The sequence below is a fragment of the Levilactobacillus angrenensis genome, from assembly GCF_003946085.1.
GTDB classification, from domain to species: domain Bacteria; phylum Bacillota; class Bacilli; order Lactobacillales; family Lactobacillaceae; genus Levilactobacillus; species Levilactobacillus angrenensis.
Map to the genome: position 1 here is coordinate 21539 of NZ_RHOB01000011.1, position 21544 is coordinate 43082.

Here is a 21544-nt window from a genome sequence, read left to right on the forward strand (position 1 = left end):
ATGGGGGATGCACCATGCAAAATCTAGCTATTGTTGATTTGGGCTCTAATTCAGTGCGGATGGCCGTCAACGAACTGCATGATGACGGAACGTATCGCGAGGTGAACCGGGTCAAAGCGGATAGTCGCTTGTCCGAGGGCATGGGTCCCGAGAAGATTCTCCAACCCAAGGCCATGGACCGGACGATTGCGGCACTCAAGTCGTTTCGACCGTACTACGAGCAACTCCCGCATTTAATCGTGCGCGGTATTGCGACGGCGGCGGTGCGCCAGGCGCGTAACCGCGATGAGTTTTTAAAACGCGTTGCGGCGGCCACTAACATTGAGTTGGAGGTCTTGTCCGGTGACCAGGAAGCCTACTATGACTACCTGGGGGCCGTCAATCGGTTAAAAATCAAGGATTGTCTGTTGCTCGACACCGGTGGGGCAAGTTGTGAACTGGTCCACGTCAAGGACGGCCGCGATGCCAACCTGATCAGTGTGCCGTTTGGCGCGGTCAACCTGTCGGAACAATTCCGGCTCGATGACCGGGTCACAGCGGTTGATTTGTTCTCCGCGCAAGTCTTCTTACGCGAGCGGCTCCAGGATATTTGGTGGCTCAATGATGCCAAACACCTGCCGCTGGTCTTGCTAGGCGGGGCCAACCGAACGCTGGCTCGAATGAATCGTCAGCAACAAAAAATTCTGCACGTGGAAAATATCCACGGCTACCGGTTGACGACGGGACAGGTCATGAAGACCTTTGAACGCTTATTGCGCGTGCCATTGAATGAGCGTAAGCGAATCTCTGGTTTAGAGAGCGAACGCGCTGATATTATTATTGGCGGGATGTTGCCCCTGGTCACGTTGCTCCAGATGCTCGATTCCGATCGTGTCATCTTTTCCGAAAGCGGCGTGCGCGAGGGCATCATTTCCGAGTATTTGAGCCAACGTTAAGGAGGCCGACCAATGCGTCCACAACCCTTTTACCGTCTGCCCTATGAGGAACGGCGTCAGCGTTTAGCCACGCACAGTCACTTGACCAGTACCCAACTGGCTACACTGGCTGCGCATCGGGCTTTGGCTGATGAGGACTTGATTGAAAACTATTTGACGACCTACGGCTTGCCCGAGGGCGTGGCAGTCAACCTGCGGGTGGACGGCCATGACCTGACTGTGCCGATGGTGACCGAGGAACCCTCGGTGATTGCGGCGGCCAGTAATGGTGGGCGCCTGTTGACTAGTGAAACGGGAATCACGACCACGATTGCTCGTCGTGAGTTGATGGGGCAGATTGTCTTTGACCAAGTAACGGACCCCGCTGAGCTGGTGGCCTGGCTGACGGCTCATCAGCAGCGCTTGCTCCAGGTGGCCGATGCGGCTCATCCCAGCCTGTTAACGCACGGTGGTGGTGCACGGTCCATCCGCATTCGCCAATTACCGCCAGACTGGGTGTCACTGGACTTGTTCATTGACGTGAGCGAGGCCATGGGGGCCAATTTGGTCAACACGCTGACTGAGGCGGTGGCGGCCGACATCAAGGCACACCGCGATGATGATATTTTAATGAGTATTTTAAGCAATTACGCCACGCACAGTCTGGTCACGGCCAGCTGCGTCGTGCCAGTCGACCAATTGCGCACCAAAACCATTGCTGGCGCCACGGTTGCCCAACGCATCGCGGCAGCTAGTGACTTCGCCCAGGTCGACCCATACCGGGCCGTGACCCATAACAAGGGCATCATGAACGGTATCGACGCCGTGGTTTTGGCTATGGGCAATGATTGGCGGGCCGTGGAAAGCGGCGTTCACGCTTACGCCAGCCGCCACGGGCAGTATCAGGGTCTGAGCCGGTGGTGGGTCGTTGATGACCAACTACACGGCGAACTGACGGTGCCATTGGCCTTGGGATTCGTCGGTGGGGCCACCCGCGTGTTACCGCTGGTCAAGGTCAACCAGCAATTGGCCCAAGTCACCAGTGCTCGGCAACTCATGGGGGTCACGGCGGCCGTGGGACTCGCCCAAAACGTGGCGGCTCTGCGGGCACTCGTGACCGATGGCATTCAGCGCGGGCACATGTCACTGCAGCGTAAGTCATTGGCGCTGTCCGTCGGGGCGACACCGGCCGAATTACCGGCAGTGGTTAAACGGCTGGCGACCATCACGCAACCGACGATGGCCCAAGCAACGGCGGCGCTGCAGGCTGTCCGTCAAGCAAATTTAAAGAAATAGGGGAATTGAACGCGCATGCAAGCAAAAGATGTTAAATTGAACGACACAGTACAAGATTTATTAGACCAAGTCAATGCCCTGTATCCGGGCAAAGTCACCGTCCAAATGATTGGTGAACTTCAAGCTGGATTTGTGCGGCACGACCAGGCGCAACAGATGCAAATGGGCAAGGACATCGCCATTCAGGTGGCTGATTTGACGGCGCCTAACTATACGGCGTCACACGAACTTCTGCATTTATTGATGATTTTATCCGGCTTCCCGCAAGTCTTCTTCTCGTTGACCACGGGGCAACCAGCATTGGATGAACAACTGATGATCATGGGGACTGAGCTCTACGACATCGTGAGTCACATCGTGGTGGTCAGTGAACAACGCAAGCACAATTTGATCGACGACCACATCAAGGACCTGTACTTGAAAGGGGTCACGGCCACCATCAAGCCAGAACCGAACCCAGTCGACGATGAAATGACTTTGCGGACGTTGACCCTGTTAGATGCGTTGGTCTTCTTTGGGACTGACGAATCAGCCATCATGGAGCAGTTCACGCGTGACTACCCGATTAGTTTTGCGGCGGCGCAAAAGCTTTACGGGGTAATCACGGCTAAGCCAGTCGATTCGCCATTTAGCCTACGCCGCAACGTGGTCAAGCTCTTCAAGGCCTTCGATGAACAATTGGCAGCTTGGAGCTTGCCGGCCTTGCACAACACCGAGTTCACCACGCTGACCAGCGTCTTGTCCAAACGACAATTGGGACTGCAGGTCAAGCAGATCTTTGAACTGTACCATTCCGATATGCACGAGAAGACCACGCAACGGCGCGGCTACGTCGGCTTTAACAAGGCGGATGAACAAAACGCCTTCGTATTACCGTCACCAGCACCTAAGGATGATACGCCAGAATACTTCACCAAGATTTACAGCATGACAGTGGAAGACCTGTTCAAGCAATTGAAGATGCCTTACATTTTACGTTAAACAATTAAGCATTAATAGAAAGGATGATTGGGATGGAAGCGAGCTTACAAGCAACCTTTGACCAAGCCAAGCACATCGTATTTCTCACGGGTGCGGGCGTTTCGACGCCGTCAGGAATCCCGGATTACCGGTCGAAAAACGGCCTGTACACCGGGCACCGCAACGCCGAGTATTATTTGAGTCACGCCTGTCTGGCACAGGAACCAGAAGTCTTTTATGACTACGTGAAGCAAAACCTGTACCATCCGGACGCCAAGCCCAATGTCATTCATGAAAAACAGGCGGCATTGACGCGAGAAGACCGGGCGACGGTCATCACACAGAATATCGATAACCTTTACAACGTGGCGCACACCAAGCATTTGGTCGAATTCCACGGCAACATGTATCGGGTCTACTGTCAGGTTTGTGGCGCGCAGGTGCCTTGGCAAGAATACCTAAAGGACCCCCATCATGACGTGGATGGTGGGTGGTTGCGGCCAGACGTCGTTTTGTACGATGAAGGCCTCAATGAACTGAACATCCAGCGCTCCGTGGCGGCCATGAACCAAGCGGATTTAGTCGTCATCGTGGGGACCTCCATGCGCGTCTACCCGTTCGCCGGGTTATTGGATTACCGCAATTCGGCGGCCAAAGTGGTGGTCGTCAACCAAGAAAGATTAGATTTGGGCTTTGACTACGATATGGTGCAGGCCGAAGCCACCACGTTCTTCAACGACCTGCAAGTCCGGGGGTAACGCTGATGAGCCATCAAGAAGTCATTCATCAACTCCGCGGCTTGGTCCGCCGGCTCCGCTTGTTGAGCGTGCTCCAGCTGATTCCGGATACCTTGGTTATTTACGGGATTCTCCAATTGGCGTTCAGTGGGCAAATCGTGACGCTCTTTAACGCCAGCTTTGCCCGTAGTCAAGCGGTGTTGGTCACAGCACTCTTTGCCTTGATCGACCTGTGTGTGACGGGGATTCGCTACAATGACCGGCTGACTGGTAAACGGCTGATTGGCCAGCTCAGCGGGCGTTTGACCACGCCGGAAGCCGAGTTGATCAAACAGTTTGAACGATTTAAATAGCACCGATTTAGATTTACGTAAGGAGGGATTGGATGATTACGATTGGTTTAACCACCTGGACGGAGCATCCAGCCTTGATTGGTGGCGAGACGCGGCCGGTAACGCTGAGCGAATATGCCGGGCACTTACCCGTCGTTGAATTGGACACGCCATTTTATGGCATTCCTCGGCAGAGTACGATTGAAAAATGGCAGGCGGCCGTGCCGGATGGGTTTCAATACATTTTGAAGGCCAACCAGGTCATGACGCGCCACGACCGGCAACAGGCTGACGATGAAGTGGCCCGCAACACGGCCTTTACCACGTTTCGTTCAGCGATTTGGCCGCTGATCAAGGCGCACAAATTATTGACGGTGCTCTTCCAATTTCCACCGTACTTCAATCGGACGACGGCTAACATTGAATACCTGCGCAACGTGCGGGTGTTGATGGGAGATTTGCCGGTGGCGGTGGAATTTCGCAGTCCCAGCTGGTTCGCCACGCCGGGGATGACGGCGGATGTCATGGCTTACTTGAAGTCGCTGCATTTTACCAATGTGACGACGGATGAACCGCACAATTTAAATGACGGCATCCCGCTGGTTGAAACGGTCACGACTCCCGACCTGGCGCTGGTCCGCCTGCACGGGCGCAACGCTAAAGGCTGGTTCAATCAGGGCCAGGACTGGCGCAAGACCCGGACGTTGTACCGCTACTCAGAAGCGGAGTTGCAGGAATTCGCGGCGTTGGCGAAACGGCTGGACGCCCAGGCCAAAGATGTTTGTGTGATTTTTAATAACAACTCCGGTAGGGATGCGGCGCCTAACGCGTTACGTCTCCGCGAAATTCTCGACCTTCACTGGCAGAACCTGGCACCACAGCAGTTGGACTTGTTCTAACGGTTATGGCAAGGTGGCCAGCCAACTGAGCGTGGCACAAAGCTAGGTTAAGGGGAGTCAGCAACGCTTGGTTCAAGCTGAAAAACTGTTGCCAGCTAACTTAGTCCTAGTTATAGCGGTGATACAGGTGAGCGGCCAATCGAACCGACGACTACTAGTAACATCCCGAAAATCCGGCCGGTCACCAAGATGCAAAGCAAGTACGCAACCACATATTCGGTTGGGTACTTTTCACTTTTTACCGGTCATTTCTTAGACAAAAATCCCGGGTTAGCGCTATGGCTCGCCCAGGGTTTATGCTATACTTGATTAGAATTTACAATGAAAATTAACCCGATAATCACGGAACAATTTAGAGCGAGGGAAGGCTTTTATTTTATGGCAGACAAACCAAGTTTTTACATTACGACGCCGATCTACTACCCATCCGGGCGGTTACATATCGGTAACTCTTACACGACTATCGCCTGTGACGTGGTAGCTCGTTACAAACGTAGCAACGGTTACGACGTTTTCTTCTTGACGGGGACCGACGAACACGGCCTCAAGATTGAAGACAAGGCCCAATCACAAGGCCAGACGCCCCAAGAATACGTGGACGGCATGGCTAAAGGGATCAAGCAACTGTGGAAGACACTGGAAATCTCTAATGATAAATTCATTCGGACCACTGATCAACAACACGTGGCTGCCGTACAAGAAGTTTTCGAGCGCCTATTGAAGCAGGGCGACATTTACCTGGGCGAATACGAAGGCTGGTATTCTGAAGACGATGAAGAGTACTTCACCGAAACCCAACTGGCCGAAGTTTACCGCGATGACAACGGTAAGGTCATTGGTGGGAAGGCGCCTTCTGGCCATGAAGTCTCACTGGTCAAGGAACAGTCTTACTTCTTCAAGATGAGTAAGTATGCTGACTGGTTGTTGGACTTCTACCACAGCCACCCGCACTTCATCCAACCAGAATCCCGGATGACCGAAATGATCAATAACTTTATCAAACCTGGTTTGGAAGACCTCGCCGTTTCACGGACCACCTTTACTTGGGGAGTGCCAGTCAAGAGCAACCCTAAGCACGTGGTCTACGTGTGGATCGATGCATTGCTCAACTATATCACGGCCTTGGGTTACACCAGCGATGACGAGAGCCTCTTCAAGAAGTTCTGGCCCGCTAACGTCCAAATGGTCGGTAAAGAAATCGTGCGGTTCCACTCCATTTATTGGCCAATCGTGTTGCACGCCTTGGGCATTGAAGCCCCAGACGAATTATTTGCGCACGGCTGGTTGTTGATGAAGGATGGCAAGATGTCCAAGTCCAAGGGGAACGTCATTTATCCTGAAACGCTGGTTGACCGGTACGGCTTGGATGCGCTGCGTTACTATTTAATGCGCGCGATGCCGTATGGAAATGACGGGACGTTTACGCCCGAAGACTTCGTCGATCGCTTGAACTACGACTTGGCCAACGACCTGGGGAACCTGTTGAACCGGACCGTTGCCATGATCAACAAGTATGAAGACGGCAAGTTGCCTGAATTCAAGGCTGGGGTCACGGCCTTTGATGCGGATCTAGAAGCGACGGCGGCAACAGTTATTGCCAACTACCACGACTTGATGGACAAGATGCACTTCGCTGATGCTTTAGCTGAAATCTGGAAACTGGTTTCGCGGACCAACAAGTACATTGACGAAACGGAACCGTGGAACTTGGCCAAGGATGACAGTAAGGCTACTGAACTGGCCGCCGTCATGGCACATTTGGCAGCAAGCCTGCGGGTCATCGCCACGTTGATCAGTCCAGTTATGACCCATGCGCCTAAGGAAATCTTTGACCAATTGGGCTTGGACCCAGCCACGCTGAGCATGACCGACTTGAAGTTGGCTGACTTACCAGCTGGCAAGCAAGTCGTGGCCAAGGGGACGCCAATCTTCCCTCGAATCGATGTGCAAGAAGAAGTCGACTTTATTCAAGGTCAAATGACCAAGTCTGAAAAGACGAAGGGCCGGGCTGCCATGGCCGCTAAGGCGAAAGCCCAAGAAGCCGCTGCCAGTGACGAAGCCGGCGAATTGACGTTGAACAAGCCAGAGATTCGGTTCGACAAATTTGAAAAAATTGAACTGCGGGTCGCTGAGGTCAAGGCGGTCGACCACGTTGAAGGGGCCGACAAACTCTTGAAGTTCCAGTTGGATGCCGGTGACCAAGGGACGCGGCAGATTCTGTCGGGGATTGCCCAATGGTACCCAGAACCACAAGAACTGGTCGGCAAGAAGGTCGTTATCGTGGCCAACTTGAAGCCGCGGAAGATGCGCGGTCAAGTTAGCCAAGGGATGTTACTGTCCGCCGAACACGACGGGCAAGTGCAACTCCTGACGTTGCCCGACAGCATGGTTAACGGCTCGGACGTTAGCTAGAAATTAAATAAACCATAACCAAAACGTGGGCGGCGGATCGATGAGACGCCGACCACGTTTTGTTATAAATACCAGTTGCCATCTATTGCCGCCTACCGTTCCGCGAAAAGCTAGGCTGACGAAACCAGTCGCCTACGGCTGCCAGGGGTTCCGCCTGCTAGGGGGAACGGCTCCAGCCAAAGAGCGGGCTTCCACCTCGCTTGAAAGCCTGGCCAGACCCGCCAGTCTCTCAAGTCGTCCCACGCTGTAGGCTGAGATAAAACCTCAGCCAACACCGTCGACACAGCTGGCTGCACTCCTGGCCTTCTCCGGCAAAGTTGGGCTCTCCCGGTGTACGTGTGTGCTAATTGTGGCTCAGAATTGAGTTGCCAGTCACGGGCACGGCGCCGGAACAACCTCCAGTGCGAGTCAAACATTTCGGGGGTGTTTTCGGGTTAATGCAAAGCTATTGGCTAGCACTACCGTAGCCGAGAGTGGAGCGAAAACTAGGCTCAGCCGGGGAATTTAGCAGCATACTTTGCTGGTAAATTGGTGACTTTGAGACGTGACTTTCGGCTCAAATCAAGGGCCGAGACTGGGCTCTTTGGCTCGGGCCGTCCTCCCCCAGCGTTCCAGCCTAGTTTTCGCGCAACGGCAGGCGGCAGGCAAGACGATTTAAGTACAGAATCATTAAAAAGGAGACACATGATGAAAATCTTTGATTCGCATACGCATTTGAACAGCGAAGAGTTCATCAACGACGTGCCCGGCTATCTTAAGCGGGCCGCCGACCTGGGTGTGGTCAAGATGACCAATATCGGCTCGAATACGCAGTTGAATGCCGACGCCATCAAGTTGGCCCACCAGTATCCGCAGCTCTATGCCGCGGTCGGCTGGCACCCGGAGGACTCGAAGAACTACGATGCCGCAGCCGAAAAGCTACTGGAAGAACAGTTAGCGGATGACCGCGTCGTGGCGTTGGGTGAGATTGGGTTGGACTATCACTGGGACACGTCGCCCCAGGATGTTCAGCGCAAGGTCTTTGCTCGGCAAATCGCCATCGCTAAGGAAGTGGGCAAACCCATTGCCGTGCACAACCGTGATGCGTTTGCAGACACTTACCGAATCATCAAGGATGCAGATATCCGGGATATTGGTGGGGTCATGCACAGTTTCAACGGCGACCCCGAGTGGTTGAAGAAGTTCTTGGACCTGGGCATGCACATTTCGTATTCCGGTGTGGCTAGCTTCAAGAATGCCCATGAGGTTCACGATTCCGTGCGGGCCACCCCGCTGGATGTCATGATGGTCGAGACCGACGCACCATACTTGACGCCGGAGCCCCACCGCGGCGAGCAAAATGAACCCGGCTTTACCCGCTACACGGTCGAAGCCATCGCCAAGGAGCGCGAGACCACCCCGGAAGCAATTGCGGCCGCCACGTTTAAAAACGCAGAGGAGTTTTACAAGATAAATGAAGAAGATTAAAGAAGTTCTCGTGGTTGAGGGCAAGGATGACACCAAGCAGATCAACCGCGCCGTCAATGCCGATACGATTGAGACTCGTGGTTCCGCGATTGACGACGACACGCTGGCGTTGATTGAAAAATTAGCGGACCAACGCGGCATTATCATTTTCACGGATCCCGACTTTTCTGGCGAGAAGATTCGCAAGATTGTGGCCGAGGCCGTGCCTAACGCCAAGCACGCTTTCTTGCCTAAGGCAGAGGGGCGGCCGGATAAAGCCGGTGGGTCACTCGGCGTGGAGCACGCCAGTCCCGAAGCTATTCGTGCGGCACTCAGCCACGTTTATACGGAAACGACCGCCGCGCCGACGCTTATCACGCACGAAGACCTGATGGCGGCCGGTTTGATTGGTGGGCCAGGGGCCAAGGAGCGCCGCGAACAGCTGGGTGAACTCCTGCAGATTGGCTACGTCAATGGTAAACAATTGGAAAAACGGCTGCGGATGTTTGGCATTCAGCCGGCTGATTTTGCCGCCGCCCTCAAGCAGGTGCGGGCAAAGGAGGAAAAATAATGAGAAATGAAGTTCCTGAAATTGGGTCACCAGCCCGAACGAAAGCGATTTTGAACCGGTACCATCTGGTGGCGAAGAAGAGTCTGGGCCAAAACTTCCTGTCTGACCTCAATATTCTGCGGAATATTGTGGCCGCGGGAGACGTGACTGACCAGGACAACGTGATTGAAATTGGCCCCGGAATCGGTGCCTTGACGGAACAAATCGCCAAGCGCGCGCACAAGGTCGTGGCGTTTGAAATCGACGAGAACCTCCTGCCCGTGTTGGACGAAACGTTGATGGATTACGACAACGTCAAGGTCATCAACGAAGATATTTTGAAGGCCAATCTGCCAGAAGTCGTGAAAAACGAGTTCGAGCCGGGGCATCCTATCAAACTGATTGCCAACCTGCCATACTACATTACGACGCCGATTCTGATGGGCGTGCTCCAAAGCAATGTGGATTTCGCGGCCATCGTGGTCATGATGCAAGCCGAAGTGGCCGATCGGTTAGTCGCCGAGCCAGGCAACAAGGCGTACGGGTCGTTGTCCGTGGTCATGCAGTACCGTGCGCACGTGGAGGTCGCCTTCAACGTGCCCCGGACGGCCTTCATTCCGCAACCCAACGTGGACTCCGCCATCATTCGGTTGACGCCGCGGGAGGCGCTACCGGTTAATCCGTACGAAGACAAAGCCCTGTTTGGTTTCGTTAAGGGATGCTTTGCGCACCGGCGGAAATCCCTGTGGAACAATCTTCAAGGGATCTTTGGCAAGCAGCCAGAAGTCCGCGAACGGATTGAAACAGTTTTGAATCAGACAGGAATTTCCCGGCAGCTACGGCCAGAACGGCTAACCTTGATAAATTTCATCGAATTAACCAACGCATTCCACAATGAAGGACTTATGTAACCCTTACCAATTGTGGATTCTTGCGGATTAGCGCGTGTTGTGGTATAATTTGCAATTCATGTGAAACGATGGTATAATTGTTTCACAGAGGTGAAGTGCATGCCAACAAGTTTAGCGAACATTAAGAATAAACTGGACGATCGGATCGGCGAAAAACTGATGGTGATTGCCCAGGCCGGTCGTAAGAAAACGACAGAGCGGCATGGAATTCTTCGGGAAACCTATCCAGCCGTTTTCGTAGTGGATTTAGACCAAAACGAAAATTCGTTCGAACGGGTTTCATACAGCTATACCGATATTTTAACCAAGAACATCGAAGTTGACTTTGATGAATAAATAATTGGGCCTGATAAGGCCTTTTTATTTTGCCCAAAACCATAGTATAATAGGCTTAATCATACGACGATAAGGGTAGGGTGCCCTACCAAAGAGAATTCAGGTGAGCGCATGCAACTGATTGAAAAGGCACCAGCCAAGATCAACCTCGGCCTCGACACACCGTACCACCATCAAGATGGCGCGGAAGAATGGAACATGGTCATGACCTCCGTGGACTTGGCAGATTACGTAGAAATTCAAACGTTAACCAAACATAAACGCATCCGCGTCGCTTCTGACAGCGGCTTTCTGCCCAATGATCAGCGCAATTTGGCGTTTCAGGCGGCTAATTTGTTGCAGACCAATTACCACATTGATGAGGGCGTCAACATTCGAATCAAGAAAAACATTCCGGTGGCAGCTGGTTTAGGCGGTGGGTCATCGGACGCTGCGGCCGTGTTACGCGGCTTAAATCAGGCGTGGTCGCTGGGCCTCAGTTGGCAGGAATTGGCCGAACTGGGCTTACAGATCGACTCCGACGTGCCGTACTGTGTGTATGGGCGAACAGCCCACGTCCGCGGGCGGGGTGAGCGGATCACGCCGCTATCGAAATTGCCGGCGGCGTGGGTCGTGTTGGCCAAACCCAAGGTCAGCGTGTCCACCCCCAGCATTCTCCAGCAGATTCGCTACGACCAGCTGGCCCATCCCGACATCGACGCACTGTTACGCGCCGTGCGGGAACAAGACATTGCCGGGATGTGTGCGGTCATGGGCAACGCCTTAGAGCCCCTGACGGCCCATCGCTATCCGGAAATCACGCAACTCAAGCAACAGATGATGAAGTTCGGCGCCGACGCTGCGCAAATGAGCGGGACCGGTCCGACGGTTTTTGGTCTCTGCAGCAAGCAGTCGCGGGCCCAGCGCGTTTTCAACGGCATGAAGGGCTTTTGCCGCGAAGTGTATTTGGTGCGGCCGTTGCCCTAGCGGTGCTGGTTATTGATTTAAAAAGGTGAGGATGTTAGAGAAAAAATGACGACTTCTAAAGCAGACGAAATTTTCCAAGCCATTCAAGCGGATCCCATGAATCAAACGTTTACGCAACAGGGGATGTTGCCGCTGTATCACGTGGCGCCACACGCAGAGATTTTACTGGTCAGCCAGGCACCGAGTCGACAGGCGCAAGCGTCGATGACTTTCTGGGATGATGCAAGCGGTAACCGGCTACGTGACTGGATGGGCGTGACCAAAGACCAGTTTTACCATTCCGGTAAATTGGCGGTTTTGCCGCTAGATTTCTACTATCCTGGTAAACATGCGCATGGCGGCGATTTACCACCACGCAAGGGCTTCGCAGAAAAGTGGCACGCGCCATTGCTTGAGCTGATGCCCCACATCAAGCTGACCTTGTTGATTGGTCAGTACGCGCAGAAATACTACCTGCCATATCGTGAGAAAACGTTGACGGCCACGGTCGAACATTACGCGGACTACTTACCGGATTACTTTCCGCTGGTCCACCCGTCGCCGCTGAATTACGGCTGGATGCACCAGCACCCGTGGTTTACGGCAACGGTGGTGCCAGAACTCCAAGCCCGGGTGGCGGCGATTATGGCGGACAACTAGGACTAACGCTGACAGGCTAAATCTCTGGCGGACGCAGGCTCCTGTTTTCACTGATAGTAGACAGGACACCGCCGTTTCGGGAATTACTGCGTAAACGCTACTTTCAATCTTTCGTTAAACAAAAAACGGTTCTACCAACGACTCTCAGGTCGTTAGTGGAACCGCTTTTGTTTGTACGTAAGGATTACAGCGTGATCGTGGCGCTGTCGCCAGTCAAGGCAGCCTTGGTGACTTGGCCATTTTCATGGACCAGGACCGTGGCGTTGCCCGTTAAGCCGGTGGTCGTCACTTGCAATTCGTTGTCGTGACGGTCAACGGTGACTTGACCCGCGTCTTGACCCTGTTGGTTCACGACGGCGACCGTGGTCGTGCCTTCGTGCATGTCATACAGGTGGATGTCGAGGTCTTTGGTGAAGTCGTAGTCTGCGTGAACAGCTTGTGGGTTCCGCAGGAGAATCGTGTTTTCTCGTGCCAGGACAGGTAAGTCGAGTTCGCCGTAGTCTAGGCTGAGCCATTTGCCATCTTGGATGTCGTAGACCTCATCGTCGTTGATGATGCTGGTCCACTTGCCAGCTGGCAGGTAGAGGTTGACGTGGCCTTCATGGTTGAAGACAGGGGCTACCAGAATCTGACTCCCCAGCATGTATTGGTTGTCCAGCGTGTGGGCGGTGCGGTCGGCCATGAAGTCGAACCACATTGGCCGCATCAACGGGTTACCGTAAGCCGTGTTGTGAGCGGCTTGCGTGTAGAGGTAAGGCATCAAAGAAAGCTTCAGATTGACAAATTTCCGCGTGTTTTCAACGGCTTCGTCATCGAAGTTCCACGGTACCCGGTAAACGTTGCTACCGTGGTAGCGGCTATGTGAGGAGAGCAGGCCAAATTGGGTCCAACGCTTATACAGGTCCGCGGTTGGTGTATCAGGACCGTCTTCGAAGCCACCGATGTCATGGCTCCAAAACGCAAAGCCGGAACTCAAGAAGGAAAGCCCACCGTGCAGGGTGTCGGCCATGTTCTTGAAGGTCGACAGCGCGTCGCCACCCCAGTGAACCGGGAACTTCTGGGAGCCGACCGTAGCGGAACGGGCGAAAACAACGGCTTCGTCTTCACCCTTAGCAGCAGCCAACGTGTCAAAGACCGCTTGGTTGTATTGCAGGGTGTAGTAGTTGTGTTCGCGCTTAGGGTCGGAGCCATCGAAGAAGACAGCATCGTCGACCGGAATCCGTTCACCGAAATCAGTCTTGAAGCAGTCTACCCCCATGTCAATCAGCGCTTGGAGCTTACCTTGATACCATTTCACAGCGTCCGGGTTGGTGAAGTCGACAAAAGCATTGCCAGCTTGCCAGAGGTCCCATTGCCAGATATTGCCGTCTTCGCGTTTGACGAAGTAGCCTTTTTCTTTGCCTTCCGCAAACATCTTTCCTTTTTGGGCGATGTACGGGTTGATCCAGACACAGACTTTAATGCCGCGGTCGTGAATCTTCTTGATCAAGCCTTCAGGGTCAGGGAACTCGTCGCGGTCCCATTCCATGTTGGACCACTCAAAGCCCTTTTGCCAGAAGCAGTCAAAATGGAAGACGTCCAGCGGAATGTCATGGTCCTTCATGCCGTCGATGAACTTCATGACGGTGGCTTCGCTGTAGTCTGTCGTAAATGACGTCGTCAGCCACAGACCAAATGACCAAGCAGGTGGCAGTTGCGTCTTGCCAGTCAGTTCCGTGTACCGGTGGAGAATCTCTTGTGGCGTGGGGCCGTAAATGACATAGTACTGTAAGGATTGACCTTCGGTGCTAAATTGGACCCGGTCAACGTTTTCGGAGGTGATTTCGAAGTCCACGGGTTGCGGTTGGTCAACGAAGACCCCGTAGCCGGCGTCAGTCAGGTAGAACGGAATGTTCTTATAGGACTGTTCAGAAGCGGTCCCGCCGTCTTGGTTGTCAATGCGGACTTCTTGGCCGTTCTTGATGAAGTTACCGAAGCGTTCGCCCAGACCGTAAACCTTGTCTTCAACGCCGACGTTCAGTTGTTCACGCATGTAGTCAGTATTGGTGGACTTGTCGTGGATAACCCCTTGGGCCTTGTCCAAAGACTGGGTCAGCAAGTGATCACCGTGCAAGAAGTCCAGCTGGAAGGCCGTTTGGAACGGAATCCGCGCGGTCAAGTCACCCGACGTGAAGGTCAATTCATCATCGCTAGTCGTGATGGTGACGTCTGGATTCTGATTGTTAATGTGGTAGGCAGGCCCGTGGGTATCCTGATCGAAGTGGGTCAGCTTTACGCCAATCACACCTTCAACTGGGGAGGTCAAGTCAATCGTACTCATCCCTAGGTTCAGTTCGTCACCGCGTTCATGGATAAACTTAAACGGCGCGTACAGGGTCAGTTGCTTATCGGTTTGCCGGTAGTCAAAGACTTCCCGGGGCGATTCAATCTGATATTGTGGCCGATCGAGCCAGTAACCATTCGTAAACTTCATGGATAAACACCTCTTGAATTTTTTAAAAAATTGAATTTCTTAATCGACAAACACAGTTTACGTGGGTCACGGTCAAATGTCAACGCTTTCATCAAGAAAATTTTGACAGTGATGGCGACCATCCGGTGGGCCGGCCACCGCCCTTAAATGAAACGATGATTTATAAAATTTTCTGACAAACGGTTGCGCAATTATTAACGGGTCGATGCTGTTATGGCGGTAATCGTCACGAATGGTGGTTAGACCAGTTGGCCGAAAAATTTTCTTTTGGGCCGTCGCCAGGTTGGTCAATCTGGGCAAATACAGTAGGCTCTAAGCTTTTCGGCAGGCGGCCGTCTTTAAAAATAGTTGTCCCACCCAACTAACCCAGTAAAATCGCATTGACAACTGGAAGCGGTTACAGTATGCTGTGATTTGAAAATTGAATTTTCTTGAACGTCGACAGCTCAGTTTTCAATATTAGAATCGTAATTTAACGAGGTGTGTACTTATGACTGAAAATGCTCCTAAAGCTGCGGTGGCCGAGCGCAACATGGTCCCGTGGAATGAACGCATTGCTTATAGCTTTAGTGATTTTGCCTGCAACCTGTCCTTCCAAATGGTGGGGACTTACTTAATGATCTTCTACACGGATACGTTTGGCATCAGTGCCGCGGCCATGGGGACCTTGTTCTTAGTGGCCCGGATCGTCGATGCCTTTGATGGTCCGTTCTGGGGGATTATGATCGACCATACCCATACTAAGTGGGGGAAGAGTCGACCGTACTGGCTATGGTTCTCGATACCCTTTGCCGTGTTCTGTGTGTTGGTCTTCACGACGCCCAATATGAGTCTGACTGGAAAGCTGGTCTGGGCTTACGTGACTTACATTGGGGTCGATGTCCTGTATTCAGCGGTTAATATTCCGATTACCTCCATCTTGCCATCATTAACCAGTAATTCGCAAGAACGGGTCACCTTGTCCACGATTCGCCAGTTCATGGGGACGGCCGGTGCCACCATTATCACCGGGATTACCCTGACCATGGTAGCCTTCTTTGGTAACGGCTCCACGGATAGCGCCCGCGGGTGGTTCATCTGGGCCTTGATCGTCGGTATCATCGTGGTCATCATTTTCGGCTTTGTCTTCAAGTACACGACTGAACGGGTCCAAACCAAGAGTTCCCGCCAGTCAATTCCCATCAAGCAATCTCTGAAGGCCTTGAAGAAAAACTGGCCTTGGGCGATCATCATCTTCATTAACTTCATCTACTGGATGGGGATGCAGACGCGGTCGCAAGTGACGGTGTACTTCTTCAAATACAACATGCACGACGCCAAACTGGCATCCTTTATTTTGAGTCTCCAAATCGTTGCGCTGGTGGCCGTGGTCTTAACACCGTGGACCTCCAAGCTGATCGGTAAACGCAATACCATGTTAGGCGGGATGATTCTTGCGGTTGTGGGCCAACTATTGTTGAGCCTGGGGGCAACCCACCTGAGCGTGCCGATGATCATCTTCGCTACCATCGTCGGTTACTTAGGAACTGGCTACGTTTCCGGCCTGATTGCCGTAATGTTGGCCGACGCTGTGGATTATGGTGAATGGAAAAATGGTGTCCGCGCCGAAGGAATTGTTACCTCATTCTCCAGTTTTAGTGCTAAATTAGGAATGGGGATTGGTGGGGTCATCACCGGTTGGATTTTGACCGGGACTGGCTACGTTGCCAATCATACGCAAACGGCTTCTGCGCTTCACGGGATTGAACTGAATTACATTTGGGTACCACTGTTAGGATTTGCGCTCTCCGGTATTGCCCTGATGTTCTACCACGTCGATGGCATTGAAAAGCAAATGCAAAGTGACCTGGCAGAAAAGCACGCCCGAGAAAATGCGGCGGATGGCGAATAATAAATGAAGTGAGTGAACGGCATGATTATCAATAAGGACGTGATGCGTGATCACAATGAGCGCTCGGTACTGCAGGCCATCGTGAATCACGGACCCATCGCGCGTAACGAAATTTCTAAACTCCTGGGATTGAACAAGGTGACGGTGTCTGACATTGTCGGTACCTTTATCGACCGCAAATTGGTTTCGAGCCAAGGAGAAAAGGCCTCCAGTCCCGGTAGTGGGCGCCGCGCCGAATTGGTCGCGTTCAACGCCACGTATGGCTACGTGATCAACTTCAGTATTTCTGGCGAGGTCTTAGAAATGCTGGTCACCCAGCTGGACGGCCGGGCCCTAAGTTACAGCGAAAGTCCTTTGAATCAGCCGACTGTTAGCGAGATTATCGCGAAAATGACGGACATGATTGGTCAGTTGCCAGCCTTTGAAGTGGAAAATGGGCTGCAGGCCATCTCCATTGCCATCTTCGGGGTAGTCTATCAAAATGAAATCGTCACGTCGCCCTTCGTGGACTTTGGCGATTTTGACCTGGTCAGCTACTTTCAGGAGCGCTATCACGTGCCGGTCATCATGGAAAATGAGGCCAACTTGGCAGCGGTGTTCGAGCAGGATTTCAGTAAGCAAGAGCTACAAAGCCTAGTCGCCGTCAGTATCCACGAAGGAATTGGCGCGGGTATCTTACTGAACAAACAGCTCTATCGCGGTAATTATGGTCGGGCCGGGGAAATTGGCCAGATCATGATCCAGGGGCCTGGCAATCAGCGCTTGGCCAAGCTGCCCAGCTTTGATCGCGAATGGTCTGAAGCGGCGCTACTGAAGAAGGCGGCGCGGCTCAAGGGTGTTGAGCGCTATTCGCTAGACCAATTGGTTCAAGCGGCGGGACAGGATGATCCAGAGATTACCAGTCTACTGGAAGACCTCTGCTACCATCTGGCAATCGTGACCAGTGACCTGATTGTGGCCTATGATCCGCAGATGATTTTCTTCAATTCGCCACTCGTTGAACAATTACCAGAACTTTTGAAAAACATTCAGATGAAACTGAGCTTTATGCCGCTGGTGCCACCGCTAGTGATGTCCAAGGACGTGAAATATGCCACCTTGTTGGGTGGGGCGTCATTGGCCATTCACCAGGTGCTGGATATGCCGGGCACGCGTTTGATTTTTCATCATTAGCTTCACCGAATGCGGGGACACGGCTCATTGCTAGCTGTGTCCCCGCATTTTTTGACGGTAGCGAATGGTGGAATTTGGCTGTAGCTGGTATTCCAGCATAATAGCTTTAATGAGCCATCTAAAAATTTGACTTAAAAAACAAGGAGGAAACAATTTTGACTAAAACAACTTTACCGGCTGGATTCTTGTGGGGTGGCGCGGTTGCCGCGCATCAAGTTGAAGGCGCATACAATGTTGGCGGGAAGGGCTTGAGTGTGGCTGACGTGATGACCGCTGCGGGGAACCGTGAAGAGCGGCGCATTACTGATGGCGTCCAGCCCAGTGAATTTTACCCGAACCATGAGGCCGTGGACTTTTATCATCGCTATCCGGAAGACATTAAGCTACTGGCTGAGATGGGGTTCACCTGTTTTCGGACCTCGATTGCCTGGTCGCGGATTTTTCCGCAGGGGGATGAACTCGAGCCTAACGAAGAAGGGCTGGCATTTTACGACCGCCTCTTTGATGAATGCCTGAAGTACGGCATTGAACCGGTCGTGACGCTGTCACATTTTGAAATGCCTTACCACTTGGTCACCAAGTATGGTGGATTCCGTGGTCGCCAAACGATTACGTTCTTCACGCGCTTTGCTCGGGCCGTCTTCACCCGGTTCCAAGACAAGGTCAAGTACTGGCTGACGTTTAACGAAATTAATAATCAAACCAATTATGACCGCGCCTTTACGCTTTTTACGAACTCGGGGATTCAGGTCCATGCCGGAGAAAATGCCGAGGCCGTGATGTATCAGGCGGCTCACTACGAAGTTGTCGCCAGTTCATTGGCCGTTCAGATTGGCCATAGCATCAATCCTGATTTTCAGATTGGCGCGATGGTGGCTTTCTCGCCGGTTTACCCAGCCAGCGACCAGCCCCGTGATGTGTTCAAAGCGCAACGGGCGATGCAATCGCGGTTTTGGTTCTCCGATGTTCAAGTCGAAGGGCAGTATCCAACTTGGCTAACGCGCTACTTTCAGGCGAAGCATTTTGACCTCGATATCACGAAGGCCGACTTGGCCAATCTTAAACGAGGAACTGTCGACTACCTGGGCTTCAGCTACTATATGTCCTTTGCGACGCAGGCCACCGACCATGAAGATAACCAATTTTCTTATAATGAAGCCCACGACCTGGTGACCAATCGCTTCGTGCCACAATCTGAGTGGGGCTGGCAGGTGGATCCCCAAGGCTTACGGTACGCACTGAATTGGATGAACGACCGCTATCATTTGCCACTGTTTATCGTGGAAAACGGCATCGGGGCCATCGACCAGCTGGAGGCGGACCATACCGTCCATGACCAATACCGCATCGACTATCTGCGGGACCACATCGTGCAAATGAAACTGGCCATGCTCGAGGACGGCGTGGACGTCATGGGTTACACCCCGTGGAGTGCGATTGACATTGTGTCGGCCAGCACCGGGCAACTGTCCAAGCGTTATGGGTTTATTTATGTGGATAGAAATGACGACGGCAGTGGGAGCCTGGCCCGGTATCGCAAGGATTCCTTCTACTGGTACCAGCGCGTGATTGCGACCAATGGGGCCGAACTTGGCCAGAAAGCGGGTGGCGCAGATGACAGCCCAGCCTGAACCTTTGTTAGTCATTGATATTGGCGGGACGACCGTGAAATATGGCGTTTGGTCGCAACAGCGATTGATTCATAAGAACCGCCTAACAACGCCGCGAACATGGCCGGAGCTGCTGGCGACGATTGTACGTATGCGTCAAGAACTAGCGCTGCCGTTTGCAGGTGTGGCCATTAGCCTACCAGGAAGTGTCGATACCGTGGCTGGCAAGATCTCGGGCACTAGTGCGGTGGACTATCTCAATGATTTTCCAATTAAAACCGCATTAAAGCAAGCATTAGGTCTCCCTGTCAGCATTCAAAATGACGCCAACTGTGCTGCACTGGCCGAAACTTGGCAGGGAAATGCCCGAGACGTTGCGGACGTTGCGCTGCTGGTGGTTGGCACCGGTGTGGGTGGCGCAGTGGTGTTGGACCATCAGTTGGTTAGCGGTCAGCAAAACTTTGCCGGTGAATTCGGCTATCAGGTGATGACCGCACAGGGCGAGACGTTGAGTGAGTTGGGAAGCCCAGTGCGGATGGCGGAGCGGTACAGTCGGTTGGCAAAATTGGCACGACCCGTATCGGCTAAAGCGGTGTATCAGGCGGCGGAGCAGGGGGATGACCTGGCACAGTTTTGTATCAACGACATGCTTAACTGGCTGAGTTGTGCGGCTTTTAATCTGTTCGTCAGTCTGAATCCTCAGCGCTTATTGATTGGCGGTGGTATTTCCGGGCGACCGGGTTTTGTAGACGATTTGAAACAGCGAGTCCAACGCCTGCTGAAGCAACATGGAGCGCCACTGATTGCTGACATCGCTGCCTGCAAGTTCCACAATGATGCTAATCTGATTGGTGCGGTGTATCAGTTTTATGTAGAAAATGGAAATGATACGACGGTTAAGGTAGTCAGCGCCTGAGAGTTAGGTTGAGGCACGGAAATTACCATGAACGACTGGAAATTCCTAAGTGAATTAGTGGCAACCACCGTCAAATTTCGGTACAGTGGAGGTAGCTAAAAAACAGAAATGGGGTCGTTACTGATGAAGACTTGGCAAAAGGTCGTTGGCGGCGTGGCAGCGCTATCTGCCGTGGGGGCCGTGAGCGTTTTTGGGGCCGCAGCGGGACTGTATTTGTCCGCTACCCGGTCGTACGCGCGAAGTCGCCGGCAGTCTAAGGAACGGGCGATTAGTGAAAATACGGCGGCGGACAACGCCTGGTACTTGCGCCACCACCCAGTTGAGTGGACCCAAATTAGTCAAGATGGCTTGTGCTTGCGGGCCAGTTGGTTGGCGGCCGAACAGCCCACGGACAAAGTTGCCATTTTGGCGCACGGCCTGGGCCACGCTCGTGAGCAAATGATTCCCTGGGCGCGCGTCTTTCACGACTGGGGTTATGCGGTCTTGATGCCCGACGCTCGGGCTCACGGTGAGAGTGATGGTCATACGATTGGCTACGGCTGGACCGACCGACACGACTATCAGCAATGGGTCAACCAGGTCGTGGCCAAGAACGGCTACCAGAGCCAAATCGTCATGTTGGGCATCTCCATGGGCGCCGCGACGGTCATGGCGACGGCTGGTGAAAAGCTGCCGGCCAACGTTAAGGCCATCATTGCGGACTCGGGCTACGCGTCCGTTTTAGGCGAGGCTCGTTTCCGGATGCGTCACGAATTTCACGTGCCGACCCAACCAACGCTGGCGATTGCTGACCAGTACTCACGGCTGGGCGACTACCGCTTGGCGGACGGCGATATCGCTAATCAGCTCCGCAAGAGTCATATCCCACTGTTGCTGATTCAGGGCGCTAACGATGAGACGGTGCCGATCGAGAATCTGGACCTCTTGTACCAAGCCGCTGCGGGTCCCAAGCAGAAATACCGTGACCCGGTAGCAGCGCACATCGCCACGCGCGAGGAGAATCCGGAGTGTTATGACCGGCTGGTGGCTGATTTCTTGGCACCGTATGTGCGGGGGTAAAGTAGACTCTGACTGGGTTTTAAA

Annotated in this window: 19 protein-coding genes; 18 read left to right on the top strand and 1 reads right to left on the bottom strand. The window is 53.2% G+C overall.

What is annotated here, in order from left to right; translation table 11 throughout:
* Positions 1-14 precede the first annotated feature (14 nt).
* The 13 genes from EKM83_RS07975 to EKM83_RS08035 all read left to right on the top strand — a co-directional run bounded on the left by EKM83_RS07975 (position 15) and on the right by EKM83_RS08035 (position 12398).
* The gene (locus EKM83_RS07975) at positions 15-935 is read left to right on the top strand and encodes a Ppx/GppA family phosphatase (protein ID WP_125576225.1); all 921 of its coding nucleotides are present in this window, start codon (positions 15-17) and stop codon (positions 933-935) included.
* A gap of 12 nt (positions 936-947) precedes the next feature.
* Positions 948-2210 (top strand): hydroxymethylglutaryl-CoA reductase, degradative, encoded by a 1263-nt coding sequence (locus EKM83_RS07980; protein ID WP_125576227.1) that lies wholly within the window; start codon positions 948-950, stop codon positions 2208-2210.
* 15 nt (positions 2211-2225) lie between these two features.
* Positions 2226-3191, top strand: coding sequence for an IpaB/EvcA family protein (locus EKM83_RS07985; protein WP_125576229.1), 966 nt, complete (start codon positions 2226-2228; stop codon positions 3189-3191).
* 32 nt (positions 3192-3223) lie between these two features.
* On the top strand, positions 3224-3928 hold the full coding sequence (locus EKM83_RS07990; RefSeq protein WP_125576231.1) for an NAD-dependent protein deacylase: 705 nt from the start codon (positions 3224-3226) through the stop codon (positions 3926-3928).
* A gap of 5 nt (positions 3929-3933) precedes the next feature.
* Entirely contained in the window at positions 3934-4260 is a 327-nt protein-coding gene (locus EKM83_RS07995) for a hypothetical protein (RefSeq protein WP_125576233.1), read from the top strand.
* A gap of 32 nt (positions 4261-4292) precedes the next feature.
* Entirely contained in the window at positions 4293-5138 is an 846-nt protein-coding gene (locus EKM83_RS08000; RefSeq protein ID WP_125576235.1) for a DUF72 domain-containing protein, read from the top strand.
* Positions 5139-5516: 378 nt separating this feature from the next.
* Entirely contained in the window at positions 5517-7550 is a 2034-nt protein-coding gene (gene metG / locus EKM83_RS08005) for a methionine--tRNA ligase (RefSeq protein ID WP_125576237.1), read from the top strand.
* A gap of 687 nt (positions 7551-8237) precedes the next feature.
* The gene (locus EKM83_RS08010; protein ID WP_125576239.1) at positions 8238-9017 is read left to right on the top strand and encodes a TatD family hydrolase; all 780 of its coding nucleotides are present in this window, start codon (positions 8238-8240) and stop codon (positions 9015-9017) included.
* The gene (gene rnmV / locus EKM83_RS08015; RefSeq protein WP_125576241.1) at positions 9004-9567 is read left to right on the top strand and encodes a ribonuclease M5; all 564 of its coding nucleotides are present in this window, start codon (positions 9004-9006) and stop codon (positions 9565-9567) included. The genes EKM83_RS08010 and rnmV overlap by 14 nt, the downstream gene beginning before the upstream one ends.
* Positions 9567-10457 (top strand): 16S rRNA (adenine(1518)-N(6)/adenine(1519)-N(6))-dimethyltransferase RsmA, encoded by an 891-nt coding sequence (rsmA, locus tag EKM83_RS08020; protein WP_125576243.1) that lies wholly within the window; start codon positions 9567-9569, stop codon positions 10455-10457. The genes rnmV and rsmA overlap by 1 nt, the downstream gene beginning before the upstream one ends.
* A 99-nt stretch (positions 10458-10556) precedes the next feature.
* Positions 10557-10793: a Veg family protein gene (locus tag EKM83_RS08025; RefSeq protein WP_061777444.1), complete on the top strand. Its 237-nt coding sequence runs from the start codon at positions 10557-10559 to the stop codon at positions 10791-10793.
* Between the two features lie 111 nt (positions 10794-10904).
* Positions 10905-11759 carry a 4-(cytidine 5'-diphospho)-2-C-methyl-D-erythritol kinase gene (gene ispE / locus EKM83_RS08030; protein WP_125576245.1) on the top strand — a complete coding sequence of 285 codons (855 nt, stop codon included), beginning with the start codon at positions 10905-10907 and terminating at the stop codon, positions 11757-11759.
* 45 nt (positions 11760-11804) lie between these two features.
* Positions 11805-12398, top strand: a complete 594-nt coding sequence (locus tag EKM83_RS08035; RefSeq protein WP_125576247.1) for a uracil-DNA glycosylase family protein — start codon at positions 11805-11807, stop codon at positions 12396-12398.
* A gap of 184 nt (positions 12399-12582) precedes the next feature.
* Here the strand turns inward: EKM83_RS08035 and yicI are convergent, their stop codons facing one another.
* Complete coding sequence (gene yicI, locus EKM83_RS08040) at positions 12583-14871, bottom strand: alpha-xylosidase (RefSeq protein WP_125576249.1); 2289 nt, start codon at positions 14869-14871, stop codon at positions 12583-12585.
* Between the two features lie 490 nt (positions 14872-15361).
* On the opposite strand from yicI, the gene EKM83_RS08045 reads away from it, so the two are divergent.
* The 5 genes from EKM83_RS08045 (at position 15362) to EKM83_RS08065 (ending at position 21520) form a co-directional block, all read left to right on the top strand.
* Positions 15362-16762, top strand: coding sequence for an MFS transporter (locus tag EKM83_RS08045; RefSeq protein ID WP_125576251.1), 1401 nt, complete (start codon positions 15362-15364; stop codon positions 16760-16762).
* 21 nt (positions 16763-16783) lie between these two features.
* On the top strand, positions 16784-17935 hold the full coding sequence (locus tag EKM83_RS08050; RefSeq protein WP_125576253.1) for an ROK family transcriptional regulator: 1152 nt from the start codon (positions 16784-16786) through the stop codon (positions 17933-17935).
* Between the two features lie 155 nt (positions 17936-18090).
* The gene (locus EKM83_RS08055) at positions 18091-19566 is read left to right on the top strand and encodes a 6-phospho-beta-glucosidase (protein ID WP_125576255.1); all 1476 of its coding nucleotides are present in this window, start codon (positions 18091-18093) and stop codon (positions 19564-19566) included.
* The gene (locus tag EKM83_RS08060; RefSeq protein ID WP_225418647.1) at positions 19526-20461 is read left to right on the top strand and encodes an ROK family protein; all 936 of its coding nucleotides are present in this window, start codon (positions 19526-19528) and stop codon (positions 20459-20461) included. The genes EKM83_RS08055 and EKM83_RS08060 overlap by 41 nt, the downstream gene beginning before the upstream one ends.
* A gap of 123 nt (positions 20462-20584) precedes the next feature.
* Positions 20585-21520, top strand: coding sequence for an alpha/beta hydrolase (locus EKM83_RS08065; RefSeq protein ID WP_125576257.1), 936 nt, complete (start codon positions 20585-20587; stop codon positions 21518-21520).
* Positions 21521-21544 lie beyond the last annotated feature (24 nt).